We start from the raw sequence: 16466 nt of genomic DNA, 5'->3' as shown, positions 1-16466 counted from the left end.
AGATTGGGGGGCATAAAGAATGTTTAAAACGATTCAAAAAAGGATGACTGTTGTATTGATTGTGTCGATGCTCTTCCAGGTGTTTGTTGGTGTGTCACCAGTGTTGGCGGAAGATTCAAGTGACCACATAGCAGGGCCTGAGTTTGTGCCTCTGCTGGCTGTAACTTTATCCCCTGGGGAAACGACAGGGGCCACTTCAGCAACGGTTACCGGCTATGTTTATGGGAACTTGCTTGTTAATATAACGGAGCAGGAGATTGCAACACCTCGGGTGGGAGACACGGCCCCAACAACCGGAGATACCATGATTGCAGACTATGAGTCAGGTGCAGATATAACCGCCGGTGTTGCGGCAGGCAATTATCTGCAGATTTACGATATTGATACGGAAGAAGGAGCCCGGATAGTCGCTTTTTATCAAGCAAAGCTGACGGAAGAGGATATAAAAGAAGAAATAGGGGAAAGTGCGGAAGAAGAACCTGGCGAGAACCTGATGATGGGTGCTGGGCTTAGGGCTGAAGGGGGATACACTTATATAGACGAAAACGGCGTGACAAAAAATACGGGGAATAAAACTGTTGCTAAAATAACCTCGAAGACCGCCACTCTAAATGAGGGCTGGTATATAGTGGAAGGCAATATCAATAGAACCGGTGCAATCACTGTAAGTGGTAATGTTCATCTAATCCTGGCAGATAGTTCATCCCTTACCATCAGAGGGAAGCGGGATGATGCGGGCATCAACGTCCCCAAAGATAATAGTTTGACAATTTACGCACAATCAAAGGGGGATGAGAGGGGCTCCCTCAATGCCACAGGCGTTGCCGGCAGTGCAGGCATCGGCGGAGGAGCCGAAGGATCTAGCGGAGAGATTACCATAAACGGCGGAACAGTCACAGCCATAGCCCGTTACGGTGGTGGCGCAGGCATCGGCGGAAGAGCCCTAGGCTCTTATATCGGAGAGATTACCATAAACGGCGGAACAGTTACAGCAACAGGCGGTGACTATGCTGCGGGAATAGGAGGGGGCGAGAGGTGCGACGGTGGCAATGTGACAATTAACAACGGAACAGTCATAGCCACAGGAGGCAATGGCAGTGCGGGAATCGGCGGTGGAGGTCATCCCAGATTAAGTGGAGGTTCCGGAGGCACTATAATTATCAATAACTATCCCACGGTTATTGCTACCGGAGGAGGCGGTGGTGCAGATATAGGAAATGGAAGATATGGTGTAGGAAAAACTATTATTAAGCGTGGTGACGTCAAAGGTACAGATTTAACATATGTAAGATTAGAAGTAGAAAATTTGTCACCTGAAAATGAAAATAAGATAACTTTGAATGAACAAGAACATGTAATCAATAGTGAAGGGATAACCGGATTTTTTGTGGATAAATCAGCACAAAGCAAATATATTAGTTTAGAGTCAGCAGGACCTTTAATAAGTATAAATCCAGGGGATGTTCAAAACAGCAGAATAATCCTTAACGCCCATGACTATGCCAAACCGGTCGCGGGGTTTGGCAGTGCGCTGGATTTTCCTGAAAATTCGCAAGGGCGGATTAATGTCCCATTCGAAGATACCAAGATAGGAGGCAATTCGGATTTTACCATATCTATGTGGATTTTCCCCAGAGAAAATGAACCATACCAAACTCTATATCGCCAAGAAGGAGATGAAACTAGGGGATCTTTAGGTTTAGATTTTAGATTTATTAAATATAATGACGATGAAGGATACCTGTACTTTGGATTTAATGGGCTAAATTACAGCTGGCAAAATGCTTTTCCTTGGAATGACGAAATATCATTAACCAATATCACCAAGATTCCGATGAACCAGTGGACTCATATTGCGCTTACGAAGTCAGGAGAAAGTGTAATAGTTTATGCAAATGGGACAAAGTATTATGAAATGACCTTAGATTCCATGCACTTTTACGCACCTGCGCCTTTAGCGGGTAATATTAGTATTGGTGGTACAACCGCAGTCAACCAATTTTTTAGCGGACGAATGGATGAAATCCAATTTTGGAATACTGCACTGAATCCTGATGAAATTGTAGCTTGGATGTACAGGGGCGTAGATAGCTCACACCATAAGTATGGTAATTTGGTTTATTACTATAAACTCAATCAAAGCAGCGGAACCACCGTTATAGATTCAAAAGGATCGTATAATGGAACCTTGGTTAATATGACAGACGGCAGCTGGGTTGTTTCGGATGTACGGGGATGGACAGTGTACGCAGGTTCAACTCTTGAAGGCCGGTTGATAGGATCGTATGACGCCGGATCAAGTAATGATGGCACTGACTGGAAGCTTACCTTTGAGATTGTAGAGCAGGCCAAAAAGGGAACCGTAACCATTACCGGAGATAATCAATTTGAATATTGTACTCATGATATGAAACAGGTAGGTCATGATTCTTTTACATATAGAGTAAAAGGCCCTAGTGGCAAATATTCAAATACTCAGACCGTGAATATAGACATAATACCCATTCCCAGTGCGGGAAATGGCAATTCGCTTGGTTCTCCTTCAAATTCGCAAAGTACGAATAATGCCAACGGCAAGTCCGAAACGGTCGCTGCGGCAACCACCACCCGGGAAGGCGATAAAAAGGTTACAACCGTTGTTATAGACGATAAAAAAGTGGAAGAGACACTGGCACGGGAAGGCAACCATGCAGTTGTAACCATTCCGGTTATGAGCGGTGCGGATGTTGTCATCGGTACTCTGAACGGCCATACCGTCAAGAACATGGCAAGCAAAGATGCTGTTCTTGAAATTAAAACCGGACAGATTACTTATACGCTGCCGGCATCCCAAATAAATATTGACGCCGTTTCAGAACAGATCGGAAAACAGGTGGAATTGAAGGATATTGCGGTAAGCGTAAAAATATCTGAGCCGGCCACAGATACTGTTAAAATCGTTGAAGATACCGCAGACAAAAACAATTATCAAATTATCGTAAAGCCCATTGAGTTTGAAATTACCTGCTCAAGCGGAAGCAAGACCGTGGAGGTTTCCAAATTCAACGCATATGTAGAAAGGATGATTGCGATACCTGAAGGTGTCGATCCGTCCAAAATTACGACAGGTGTTATTCTGAATTCCGACGGAACCTTTTCCCATGTGCCTACAGTCATTGCAATGATAGACGGCAAATATTATGCAAAAATCAACAGCCTGACCAACAGCGCCTACTTGTTAATCTATAGCCCGAAAACCTTTCGGGATGTTGAAAACCATTGGGCAGAGAAAGATGTCAACGATATGGCCTCAAGATTGATAATCAGCGGAGTGGGCAATGATTTATTCGAGCCTGAGCGCAATATAACCAGGGCTGAGTTTTCGGCAGTTATGCTTAGGGCATTAGGGCTTAGAGCGGAAGAATATAAGAATGATTTCTTTGATGTCAAGGCAGGCGAATGGTATAGGGAATACATTTCAACATCATCATACTATGGTTTAGTTAGGGGCTATGATGACGGGACATTTAAACCTGACGGAAATATCACCCGTCAGGAAGCTATGGCAATTTTAGCGCGAGCCATGGGTGCTACCAAGCTGGGAGAAGAGCTTGAGATAGATGTAAGCGACATTCTTGCGGCATTCGACGACAATGCTGATGTTTCTGACTGGGCTAAGGATTCTGTGTCAAAATGCGTAAAGACAGGTGTTGTTACCGGCAGAGACAACGGCCGGATAGCTCCTCTGGACAACATTACAAGAGCCGAGACCACAATCATGGTGCGCAGGCTTCTCCTCCATTCGGGTTTGATTAATAAATAGGTGTTATATATTCACAATTTGAGGATGACTGCAAGGGGTTTTTAAAAAGTACGATAAGGAGGAATCAAAATGAAAAAGTCAACCATATTTTTAGTTAAATTGATAGTTATGGTATTTTTTTTAACCTGTATTCAGTTGCCGGGAGTGACAAATCTTTCTGCTTATGCAGTTACAACAGATATGGCTCAAGGCTATGAAGCATCAATTAAAGCGGCACGGGAGGCCGTGGCAAAGGAATTGTCAACCGGCATATCGTCAAGTGCAACGGTAGCCATCATGGTGGATGGCAGGATAGTTTATGCAGAAGGTTTTGGCTTGAGGGACCGCGCTAAGAACCTTCGAGTAGAAACAGATACACAGTTTAACATAGGCTCCGTCAGCAAAATCTTTACAGCTGCTTCTGTCCTTGTACTGGAGCAGGAAGGTAAGCTTTCACTGGATAAGCCTGTCACAGACTATATTCCTAATTTTACAATGAATGATAGCAGGTACAAAGACATCACCATCCGTATGCTGCTTAATCATACCTCAGGCTTTCCGGGAACAAATACTAAAGATGGTTTTACAGCAGTAAAAAATAGAAACTACGTAGAGGAAACACTGGAAAGATTAAAAATCAGCAATTTGGTGAATGATCCGGGGAAAATAAGCATTTACTGCAACGATGGCTTCACAATTGCCGAGGCTGTTATCGAGCATGTTTCAGGCATGAGCTTCCCGGATTTCCTTGAGAAGAGAATTTTCAATAAGATGAGCCTTGATAACACAAGCGCATACTTTAAAGATGGCAACCAAAATATTGCAAGAGTATATGAAAAAGATAGTATAGCGCCGTTACCCGTTGAATATGTAAACATCCTTGGAAGCGGAGGAATATCCTCCACAGCAATTGATCTTTGCCAATACGGAGAGATTCTTCAATCAGAAACTATTTTGAATCCAGCCATGATTGAAGAATATACCAAAGTTCAATATGGCCCCGAAACAGTCCCGGCGGGAGAACCGATATTCAATGCGGGATTGGGCTGGGACTATGTGCAAGTCCACAAATTCAAGAATCAAGGCGTTGACGTACTGGCGAAAAATGGCGGTACGCTTCAATACTTTTCCCAGCTCTATGTATTGCCCAAAGAGCATATAAATGTAGCGGTTATTTTTGCGGGATCTGCAAACCCCACAGCAGTTGCTAATGCCATATTGCAGGCCCTGCTGGAAGAAAAGGGAATTGTGAAAAAACCATCGTCTGATATACTCCCTCCTCAGGATGCCAAAATTCCGGATTATTTTAAGGGCTATGAGGGATTTTATACCTCAGACGATAAAATCATGAAGGTGGAGATTTCTGCGGATAAAAATGGAATGACTCTCTCAACCTATGATGGTAAAGGTTTTAAGCCCGCAGGTGTTTTAACTTATAAAGAAAATGGCAGGTTTTATAAGCCGGGCGGCTTAAACTATTCCTTTGCAGAGCATGCGGAAGGAAAGGTAATGATGATTCATCCTGACAGCTCAAATGCAGGATTTGTAAGTTGCGAGAAGTTAAATAATCTAAATGATATAGACACAAGCGCATTTTCAGGAAGGGTGTGGGTTCCCCGAAATCTGAACCGATATGATTTTTTCACGAAAATGATTCGGACGGTAACAATTCCTGAAATACCGGGATATATATTTGTCGATGACGGAGCAACATATACTCCGTTAGCTCTTAAAAGCCCGACAGGTACCTGGATGTCCTTCAACTATTTAAGGGATCAGTTTGAAGTCTTTCTGCAAAATATCGAAGGGGAGACATTGCTCTATAATTATGGCCATTACTACTCAGATGCCTCCAAATTACCAATTATCACAGAAGGTGATATTCTGCAAATTGATTCTAACGGTCAAAACAAGGCAGGCAAGATGGGGTTTAGCGACCTTGTGAGCTTTTCTATTCCCGAAGGAGGAAGAATTGTGGTCTTCTCTCCCGAACTCAATTTGGCATACGACAGTCTGATGTCAGACAGCCCTGAGACCTATGCGGAAAAAGGTGCCTATATTCTGGCTGTCGGCAAATCGGGAGATACTTTTAGAATTACTAATTCTGAACGCTTTAAAGATATAAGCGGCCATTGGGCAAAAGATTCCATAAATCAACTGGCATCTGCCAACATACTGAAGGGAACAGGTAATAATCTGTATCAGCCTGATAAAAATATGACGGGGCTTGACTTTTTGATACTTATCCAAAGAGCCACCGGCATAACCCCGGATAATCTTTCGGCATCTGGAGAAGAAACGCTTTCTTTTAAAGCCGAACAACCTATTACCAGAACGCAGGCTGTTTCCGTCTTAGCAGATGTTATGGCTTTAACAGGCTTCGAAGCTAACCTGACCACAGAAGAAGAAGTTTCATTGATAAAAGGTTTTTCTGATTTGGAAGGAATTGACCAAGAGCTTAAATCGAATGCGGCATTACTTATAAAACTGGGCATTTTTCAAGGAAGGAGCAATAAACTTTTGGCGCCCGGGGATACTATGTCTCGCGGGGAAGCAGCTGCAACGGTTTTGAAGATGTTAAAGTGCATACAATAGACTATAGTTCACTCTTGCAATGAAAGACCTGGAGGATGACTTATCCATTTGATGAATATCCGCTTTGCTTTTAGTCATCCTCCTTTTTTGGGTTACAGTTCACACCCTAGCCTAATTAATTATCTAAAAATGTAAAAGTTATTCACCTAAGAAGAAGCAGGATTTTTCGCACTTGTATAGGTTATAATTATACATTGCTAATACTTGCAATATGCTTGATTTGGAAATATAGTTATGGCAAGATTTATTATTTTGGGTGGCATGAGGCATGGAGTATATAACCGTGAAGGAAGCCGGTGAAAAATGGGGACTGGGGATCAGGATGGTGACGCTGTATTGTACCGAGGGCAGAATAGCCGGCGTGGTGAAAAAGGGCAACCTGTGGCTTATTCCTGAAGATGCCGTTAAACCGGAGGATAGAAGACGGAAAAAAGCCTCAATTCAAGAAGAAAAGGAACCGGCGGCAGGCAAAGACAATGACGTATATGAAACAAACAAGCATGAAAACGCAAGGTCTTTTCAGTCGCTGTATGAAAACAAAGATCTGTTTATAGAGATCGTAAAGCACTTTCCTTATCCTATGCACATATGCGCACCGGACGGTACGATGCTTTTAGCCAATGAAGCATATTTAAAATTTGCTAAAATATCAAATCCAGAAAGACTGTATAAAAAACATAATATATTGCAGAATCCCAACCTGGAAAGGTGGGGAGTAAAGGACTTCACTGTGCGGGCGTTTCAGGGAGAAGCCGTTTACGCCTATGATGTCAAAGTACCGCATCAGGAGATCGTTGATCGGTTGGGAGATGACAAGGAGTTAGTTTACGGAAGCATGTATCACAACATAACTGCCTTGCCTATACGCGACAGCAATAATAAATTGTTGTTTATCGTGTTTATTTTTATCACCTCCAGGTATTATCAGGACAGAGAAGAAATTATCAAAGGAAAAGAATACATAGACAATCATTGGAGGGAGGAGTTTGACATAGATAAGCTGGCGGGTATTGTTCACATGAGCAGGTATCACTATACCCGTTTGTTTAAGCAACATACGGGCATGACCCCCTACAGCTATTATCAAGAAGTAAAGATTGGTAAGCTCAAGGAAAAATTGTGCGATACTAATTTGTCCATAACCCAGGTCTTTGAGGAATGCGGAGTGGATTACAACGGGAATTTGGCAAAAATATTTAAAGACAAGTTAGGCATGACTCCTTCGCAATATCGAACAATGATGACCCAAAAATAATACTATTTTTCATTTGATTTATGGCCCTTAAGACTCATCGACGCGCAGACTGCATATCGCGCTTGCCTTCCCATCGCTTTCAGCCCTGGACGCCAATGGCAACCACTGCTTCGCTATCGCTGAGAGTGACAATATTGCATTTTTTGAATGATGCAAAACTCTCGTTTAAAAAGAATTAATATAAAAAATAGCAGAGAGCTTCCGAGCGTAATGGTTCGGAGCTCTTTTTTTGACTGCAAAATCGCCATAACCACAGAAAATATAGCACTAAATTGACTATCCCCATTGACATCATTTTACATATGATTGGACTATCACCAGTAGGGAGGAGTGGGGCTGGGGGAAAACCACCTTTTTAACCAGTCTGTCAGATCCGTTGGAGATATTCATGAGTGCAAGCACGAACAGGAAAATACCTGAATATCGGGAGGCTATTTTTTTCCCCATTAGCGAAGATTACGCTCAGACCACCCAGGGAGCAGTGATAAGTCTATTCATGACGTTTTGTGCCTCAAGAAAGGAATGGTCATATTTATGAAATAGGGTTCCATGAAAACATAGTTATGTTCAAACATAAAAAAAAGGAGGGATAAAGTGCGAAAAGTTAAAAGGCTTTTGGCGCTGCTGCTTATAATGGCTTTAACCATTACGCAGCTGCCGTTGACGGCGCTGGCGGAAGATGAGATTGTTATTGAGACAACAGAGAATAACAAAGCCTTGACCGAGCTTCCTTTGCTGCAGTCTGTACCAGAAGAGCCGGGAACTTCCTTGGGCATGAAGGCGCTTGAGAAACTGGCGGGCGGGATCATCTCCGGAGTTGCGGGGAAGACCGTCAACGAGTCGTTTGCAGCCATATTCGGCTCGGATAGCGCTCGAATTCTCAAAGCTTTGCAAGAAATCAAGGGAAAACTGGATAACATTGAGAACCAAATAAAGGCCCTATCCGGCAAGCTTGATGAGAAAGAGCTGCGGGGAAATTTGGATAGCTTCGCTGAATTCTTCAGCGATTACACCGCCCCATACAATCAGCTCTGTGGTTATCAGACGGATTTGGCTGACGATGGTGAGCTAACGGATTTATTTATGCAAGACCTCTATTGGGGTAAAAACAGGAATATTGATACCCGCGGCATGACGGTTATCGCCGCCGCCAATGCCCTGGGCGATAGAATAACGATGGTGCTGACCGGTGGTTATAATGTCTTCGGTGCTTTTGATAAACTGGAACGACACCTAAACCACTGGGAACATCAGGGCTACGATATGCGCAAGGAGTACCGGAATAACATCATCAATGTCTACGCCTTATACAATGGCATGGGCCAGATCGCCTGCGAGAAAGTGATCGAAGCGCACCAGGGTGACAGTCTGAGTGAACAAAATATCCGCTTGCAGGCCCAGAGGAACTTGAATGAGCTGAAGGCAAACGCCGAAAAGGTAAAGAATATGAATCAGCGCTGTGCCGTGGTAGAGCACTCGAACATACGCATTTTTCGTGACACCAAGGCCGGACAGGATCTGTATGCTTTCTACGAAAACTTTTATGTAGCCCAGATGACTCCTTTAGATCTTTATTATCGGGACAGACTTGAAACAACTGAGTACATGCAAAGCATGATATGGACAAAATATCCGGTTAGACGGCCGGGTAACGGTGGCAGCGAACTAATATCCTGGCAGCCATGGAGGGGCCTTTTTGAGGATATTTATAAAGCTTATGGCGGTAAAAAGACTTTATATGACATTTTTTTCGATCCTAAAGAAGGTAATTTTATCAACAATGGGCAACACCTTCCCAAGGGAACAAGGTTTGCGACAGACTATTATGTTTATAAACGTGTAAATTCGACTGATTTCCAATGGAGAACTAACGTAGTAAGTGATAAAGGGAAATTGAATGAAACTGTGGTTCTTGCGCGCTTAGACTTCAGTTATACTAAATCGCGATATGACAGTTTGAAAATTTCAAGCGAACAGTTTTTTAGCGTTAATAGGTACTGGGGGATTGTAAATCAGGGCGCTTTACAATCCAACGATCGGCCTCCGACAAGTGAAACCGCCGGTATGATTTCCGGCATGGCCAGCTCATATGAACTGCCCTATACCGGCAGCATCACTCTTTCCATGGAAGAAAAAGCCGGTGCCACCTACCAGTGGTTTGTCGCCAAGGGCGATGGCAAGGACTTTGAGGAGATAGCGGGGGAAACCGGCGCGACCTACACCCTGCCCGTGCTGGAACCTTTAATGAACGGTTGGATGTACCGCTGCGCCATCATCGAAAACGCAGGGACAGATGAGGAAATATCTACCCTGGCCGATCCGGAAATACTCAAGCTCACAGGAGAGGGCGTGCCTGAACCCGTGACGATACGCGAGATAGGCAGCGCGAATGATTTGACGGATGCGCTGGAGAAGGTGTCCGACGGCAGTTGGAATGCACAAGATCTGAGACTGACGGCGAATATCGATTATTCCATGCCTATCACGCTGAACGGCTGTAGTTTAACGATTGATCTGAACGGACATACGCTGACTGTACAGCCTGACCACACGGCACAGCCAAACGTTGACCCCATGGGCAGCACAGCCGAGATTGCTGCGGTCTATGCTGATAACTTCAGCCGGCTGAAACTGACAGGAGAGGGCGCATTAAACGTGATGGCCGGAGATGGCGTCGCCTACGGTGTCTATGTGGGTACAGGCAGCAATGTCAAAGTGAACGCGGTGACATCGGCTGGTGGCAGCAAAGCGGTTTATGCGACGGGCGACGGCGCTGTGACGGTTGACAGTATCACGGTGGCCGGGGATAACGCTTATGGTGTAGGGTGCTTTGACAGCAGCAACATCAAAGTCAGCGGCGATGTGCAGGTTACGGGTGTTTCCTCTCATGGCGTGTATATAGATTCCGAGAGTGGCGGACTGCAGTCCGTCCTCATCGGGGGGGATGTCACGGTAACCGGTGAAAAAAGCCGCGGGATATACCTGGGCGCAGAGGAAGCAGTTCTGAGCGTTGAAGGAAGTGTTACAGTCACCGGCGGCGTTTCCGCTGTTTCGGCAGGCAAGGGTGAAGTCGCAATCAAGGGCGGTATCACCGCACCGGATTATGCAGTAAACGCTTGGCACGGCGCTTCCGTCACCGTGCAGGGCAATATCGTTGCCAAGGGGGAAGAAGCCACGGCTGTTATCTCATCAGGAGCCGATGTGCATATACAAGGCAACGTGACCTCATCAGGCCAAGGCGGCATGGGAATATATGCATCGGCATGGGAGCTGGTTGACCCGGCCGAGGGGGCGAAAGTTACCGTTGACGGCAAGATCAGCGCCGCCACTCCCCTGCGGATGGAGAGTTTGCCGGTAGAGGAAAGCGAGCATACGGAAAGCACTACCAAGGAAGACTATTACACCTTTACAGATGGAAGCAGCACTGTCTGGGCAAAGCCCGGCTCTTTTCGAAGGGCGGTCACCTATACGGTCACCTTTGATCAGAATGGCGGAGATACGGAAGCAAGCCCCGCGGCCCAAGAAGTAATCTCAGGCGCTCAGGTCGGCACACTGCCCACGGCGCCTGCCAGATCAGGCTACACCTTCATTGGCTGGAATACGCAAGCTAACGGAAGCGGCACCGCTTTTACGGCAGCTACGGCAGTCACCGATTCCATTACGGTATACGCACAATGGAGTAAAAACAGTACCGGCGGCGGTTCATCCGGCGGCAGCGGAGGAACAAGTACTCCTATGGAAACACCCAAAACGGAGACCAATATTGCAGGAAATACCGCGACGGCTGCCACAACAGTTACCGCTTCCGTAGACAGCCGCGGCTATGCAACGGCCATAGTTAGCCGCATACAGGTAAGCGATGCCATCAGTAAAGCGAAGGAAGAAGCCAGAAAGCAAGGCGAAGGCACTGCCGCCAGGCTTGAAATCAAGGTGCAAGCTCCTGCAGCTGCCACCACCGCAGAAACAAGCATCCCTAAAGAGGCGGTAAGCCGGGCCGCGGAAGCCGGGATTGACGCATTGACCATATCCACCCCGGTTGCTTCTATTACCCTTGACGCCAACACCCTGTCTACCCTCTCCGGAGAAGCAACAGGTGATGTGAAAATTACGGCATCCAAAGTAGAAGCCTCCTCTCTTTCGCCTGAAGCACAGCGGACGGTGGGCGACAGGCCGGTGTTCGATTTCGGTGTTACCAGCAGGGGCAAGACCATATCCCAGTTTGGCGGGAATGTATCGGTATCCGTGCCCTATACCCCTAAAGTAGGCGAGGATACAGACGCTATTGTCATCTACTGTATCAAGGAGTCCGGGGAGCTAGAAGCAGTAAGCAATTGTATCTATGATCCCGCAACGGGAATGATCAGCTTCAACACCAGGCATTTCTCACAGTATGCCGTGGGCTATAACAAAGTCAGCTTCAAGGATGTGGCTGAAAGCGCATGGTACAGCAAGGCGGCAGGTTTTATCGCTGCAAGGGAGATCACGACAGGCACCGGAGGTGGCAATTTCAGCCCGGAAGTAAAGCTGACCAGGGGCCAGTTCATCGCCATGCTGATGAAATCATATGGCATAGCCCCAGATCTTAATACTAAGGTTAACTTCGCAGACGCCGGCAACAGTTATTACACCAGCTACCTGGCTGCGGCAAAGCGGCTCGGTATATCCGCGGGTGTAGGCAATAACCTGTTTATGCCGGAAAAGGAGATCACCCGTCAGGAAATGTTTACCTTGCTGTATAAGGTGCTAAAAATTATCGGTAAGCTGCCCCAGGGCAATTCCGGGAAGACCCTCTCTGACTTCAGCGATGCAGGTGACATAGCTTCCTGGGCAAAGGCTGCCATGAGCCTTTTTGTGGAAACCGGGACTGTCAGCGGTAGCGATGGGAAGCTTTCCCCGATAAGTACAAGCACTAGAGCAGAAATGGCGCAGGTGCTTTACAGCCTGCTCTCAAAATAAAATGTCAGCATGTATCAGGGGATTAAACCTTACAGCTCCCCCTGCTTCCCAAGTTATGATATAAGCGACATTAAATCATCCCGTTTCTTCCATGGGATCACATAATCAGAATAGGCTTTTAAAATTGAGAGAGCAGCACCTTGCCATACTTCAATTTTATTATCATCAATTAAAGCAATACCCTTATAATCAGGGGTAACTTCTTTAGTATCCACAAATTCGAACATTGTTTCAGTTGCCAAACGTTTGGCCCATGCAATATTCTCTGTGGATAATGTCTTAACGAGATATAATTTTCCGGGAATATAAAAATCAAAACGATGTTCACGTGCTTTACCGGTTACATAATAATCAGCTTCAAAATTAATGCGCTTTGAAGTAAAGTAGTTGGCTACATTTTCCTTGAAATACCTTATTCCACCAGGACGTGTAGTGTAAATTAAATACTGTAATCCGGTAATTGCTCTAATTAATCTGGATACAGCAGGACCTATTTCTTCAGTGCTTTTTATTTCAATTGATAACTCAATATCATTTAAAAAGCTTACCCCATTTGATAATAATGTCCTTCTGACTAAATTATCCCGATTAGTGGAAGAAGAGTGTAAGTCTATCCCTGAGATATATAAATAGTCATAAGTCTCCCCATTGTCAGTAAGGTAATATTTGTTACCTAATTTAAGCAATCTAAGGTTAACAAAATCTCCGTCCGGTCTTTTATAAGGAGTTTTTATGACGCCTATACTATCATCAGTATTGTTTACAAATGAGTTATCAAGCCAATTAATATACTGGTTAATGATAAATATTTCGCCCATTTCAAGCATCATAATCCCTCCTTTCTTTAATTTAGGATATACTAAAAAGTGATTGCTGTGTAGGCCCAATTACAGAAATATTGCATTCTGTCAAAAAGGCCTTTAACGCTAATTCAACATCATTAACAGGAACATCATCAACAGTATAAGCCCACTCATCCCCATATTCTTCTGTCCATTTATGTTTATGTGGAACACCATTAAATATGCTCCCATCTGGACCGGGATTTTCGTGACGTTCAAAATCCCATCTTCTTATAAGAATTGTCCCTCTGTATAACAACGCAAAACTATATCTCCGTGCACCATAATATGCCCTTAAATGCATTTCTTCTCCATTTGCCCTTCTAACCGGGACTTTTAAGTAAAATCTGTCTTTATTGCCACGTGATTCCCAAATAATAGTATCGCCATCAATTTCTTTAGGTTCGCCATATATTTCATCACGTTCAATTTCTGATAACAAAATATTACCCCCTATAATCCCTTGATATACGTTAATAATTATTTAGACCGTTTCTTTGTATATCTCGCAATATCAATCCTAACCCCTAAACTCTTCCCATCTTCGCCGCCTAAAATAGCGCTGATTTGACCCTTTACGATGGTTCCGTCATCAAGCCTTTGAGCAATGTCTTCCTGATAGTAAAAATCTTCGGGTATCCAGCCTATAGGTTCGTTATAAGAATTAACAGCCAGTATTGCATTAGGAAACTTTCCCAAATGATGGAGGTACTTGGTATTCAGCTGCGGGAAGATGCCAAAGATAAAATTATGTACGGGAATGTGGCCTGGCTGCTTAAGCAGTGAGACAAATAACTGAAAATCACAGTATTTACTTCTGCCTCCCCTTTGTTATGAAGCTATAAAATTTGTACTCTTCCGCCAAGGGGCCGCAGCTACAAGCGGCATCTTTTAATCTTCGTTAATATGGCATATATATCCTTTATTTTAGCAGAATTAGACAGGAATTTTCTGCTGGTTGGTCGAAGTACTGTAATTAGAGGATGCGGAGGTTAAAAAAGAATGGTTGGGATATGGGGAACCTGGCGTGAAACAGGTATTTCAGCCTGTAAATGTATGAATTGGGGAGTGATAAAATGCGGCGAAAATTTATGGTGCTTATATTGGGAGTTTTAATCGGCCTTCTGGCGGCGGGTTCCGCTCTGGCGGCGGAGCGACCTGTCAGCGTCCGGTTAAACAACCGGGAAATTAATTTCCAAGAAGCCCCGGTATTGGAAAACAGCCGGTGTATAGTTGCCTTAAGACCGCTCGTGGAAGCTTTGGGAGCTCAGCTAACCTGGAACCGGCAAACCGGTGCGGCAACTGTTTACTTGCCTGGCAGCATTCTAACGCTTGTTTCCGGTAATCCTGCAGCCAGGGTAGACGGCCGGGATATTTTACTGCCGGTTGCCCCGGCCATTAAAAATGGGGTACTGCTTGTACCCCTGCGAGCGGTGGCTGATATTTACAATATTCGCACTGCCTGGGATGCTTCCACGGCCAGCGTTGACCTTTACCCGGGCGGCCTGGAGGCGGCCCAACCGGACTTGATTGCTCTGGATGTTTTGAGTGTGAACGATTTTCATGGGGCGCTCCTGGATGATGGCAAAAATCCGGGGGCGGCCAAATTGGGCAAATGGCTGCGGGATGAAAAAGCTAAAAACCCTGATGGAACCCTGGTTTTATCCGCCGGGGATATGTACCAGGGCAGTATTGATTCCAACTTGCTGTACGGGAAAACGGTAGTTGAAACCATGAACCAAATCGGTTTTGACGCTATGGCCATCGGCAACCACGAATTCGATTGGGGTTTGGATAAATTGCAGGAGCAAGCTGCCGCTTCCCGATTTCCGATTCTGACTGCCAATATAACGGATAAGCAAAGCGGCGGGAATCTGCCCGGTACCAAACCCTGGGTTATGATAGAGAAAAAGGGGATAAAAATCGGGATTATCGGATTAACCACCAAAGAAACAGTTATCAAAGTCAATCCCAAAATCATAGCTGGTTACAATATAAATGAACCGGCAGCAAGCGTTGACCTCCTGGTACCGGAACTAAAACGCCAGGGCGCGCAAATAATCCTGGTGTTGGGGCACTTGGGCGGATACCTGGATAAGGATAATATCAACATTACCGGTGAAGTAACGGAATTAGCCAACGGTATTACCGGTGTGGATGCGCTGCTGACCGGGCATACTCATCAAAAAATGGCCGGTTATATTAATGGGATACCCGTTGTGCAGGCTTATTATAACGGCCGGGCAGCCGGCAAAGTTGCCCTGAAATATTCGCCCCGGACCCAAAAAGTTGTCTCCGCCGTTGCCTCCGTAATCGATCTACCCACCCCCGGTCTAAGCGAGGACGCCGCGGTAAAAGCGGTGATTAATGCTGATCAAAAGGAAATAGCGGCGGTCAAAAACGAAGTGATCGGCAAGGCCGTTGTAGATCTGGCGCATCAAAAAGAGCAAGTTTCAGTGCTGGGTCAATGGGTTACGGATATTATGCGCCAGCAAAGCAATGCTGACTTCGCTTTTCAAAACGGCGGAGGGCTGAGAACCAGTATCCCGACCGGGGAGATAACCGTCGGCAAGCTGTGGGAAGTGATTCCTTTCGACAATACCCTGATCCAGATGGATTTGCCGGGCAGCCAGGTCCTGTCAATTCTGCAGCATGGAATTAATAATCCCCATATCGGCAGCATACAATATTCGGGTATGAAGGTTGCGTACGACTTGAGCGGCCAACGTATAGCGAAAGTTACTCTGCCGGATGGCAGTGTGTTAAACCCGGAAAAGACTTACCGGGTGGCCACCAATGATTTCATGGCCGAAGGCGGGGATGGCTACAACATGTTCCGGGAGGGGAGAAACACCAGCGATACCCACCGCTTTGTCAGAGACATGCTGATAGAAGCGATTAAGAAAACTAAAACCCTTGATTGCAAAGGTGACGATCGTTTCCAGGTCATCGGCGTCGAAGCACAACCGGCAGCCTTTTTTAATAAACATCAATATAGCAAGGCTCTTCTTGATCCGGCGGCTTAGCGATTGTAAAG

The 16466-nt window shown here is 45.4% G+C and carries 7 protein-coding genes; 5 read left to right on the top strand and 2 right to left on the bottom strand.

Annotated features, from left to right (window positions below; translation table 11 throughout):
* The first annotated feature begins 19 nt into the window (after nt 1-19).
* From AWB54_RS00100 to AWB54_RS00085, 4 genes are all read left to right on the top strand, one after another.
* Nucleotides 20-3802, top strand: coding sequence for an S-layer homology domain-containing protein (locus AWB54_RS00100; protein ID WP_061212619.1), 3783 nt, complete (start codon nt 20-22; stop codon nt 3800-3802).
* 69 nt (nt 3803-3871) lie between these two features.
* Complete coding sequence (locus AWB54_RS00095) at nt 3872-6376, top strand: serine hydrolase (protein ID WP_061212618.1); 2505 nt, start codon at nt 3872-3874, stop codon at nt 6374-6376.
* Between the two features lie 268 nt (nt 6377-6644).
* Nucleotides 6645-7631 (top strand): helix-turn-helix domain-containing protein, encoded by a 987-nt coding sequence (locus AWB54_RS00090; RefSeq protein ID WP_061212617.1) that lies wholly within the window; start codon nt 6645-6647, stop codon nt 7629-7631.
* Between the two features lie 594 nt (nt 7632-8225).
* On the top strand, nt 8226-12587 hold the full coding sequence (locus AWB54_RS00085) for an S-layer homology domain-containing protein (RefSeq protein ID WP_061212616.1): 4362 nt from the start codon (nt 8226-8228) through the stop codon (nt 12585-12587).
* A 53-nt stretch (nt 12588-12640) separates the two neighbouring features.
* On the opposite strand, the gene AWB54_RS00080 is transcribed toward AWB54_RS00085, so the two are convergent.
* Both AWB54_RS00080 and AWB54_RS00075 read right to left on the bottom strand, forming a co-directional pair.
* A complete protein-coding gene (locus AWB54_RS00080; RefSeq protein ID WP_082735918.1) occupies nt 12641-13417 on the bottom strand; it encodes a DUF1828 domain-containing protein in 777 nt (258 codons plus the stop codon).
* 19 nt (nt 13418-13436) lie between these two features.
* Nucleotides 13437-13871: a DUF6978 family protein gene (locus AWB54_RS00075; RefSeq protein WP_061212614.1), complete on the bottom strand. Its 435-nt coding sequence runs from the start codon at nt 13869-13871 to the stop codon at nt 13437-13439.
* Nucleotides 13872-14505: 634 nt separating this feature from the next.
* On the opposite strand from AWB54_RS00075, the gene AWB54_RS00065 reads away from it, so the two are divergent.
* Complete coding sequence (locus AWB54_RS00065; protein WP_061212612.1) at nt 14506-16455, top strand: 5'-nucleotidase C-terminal domain-containing protein; 1950 nt, start codon at nt 14506-14508, stop codon at nt 16453-16455.
* Nucleotides 16456-16466: the final 11 nt, after the last annotated feature.

The sequence above is a fragment of the Syntrophomonas wolfei subsp. methylbutyratica genome, assembly GCF_001570625.1.
In the GTDB taxonomy this organism is placed as follows: Bacteria; Bacillota; Syntrophomonadia; order Syntrophomonadales; family Syntrophomonadaceae; genus Syntrophomonas; species Syntrophomonas methylbutyratica.
This window is presented reverse-complemented; position numbering and strand designations above follow the sequence as displayed.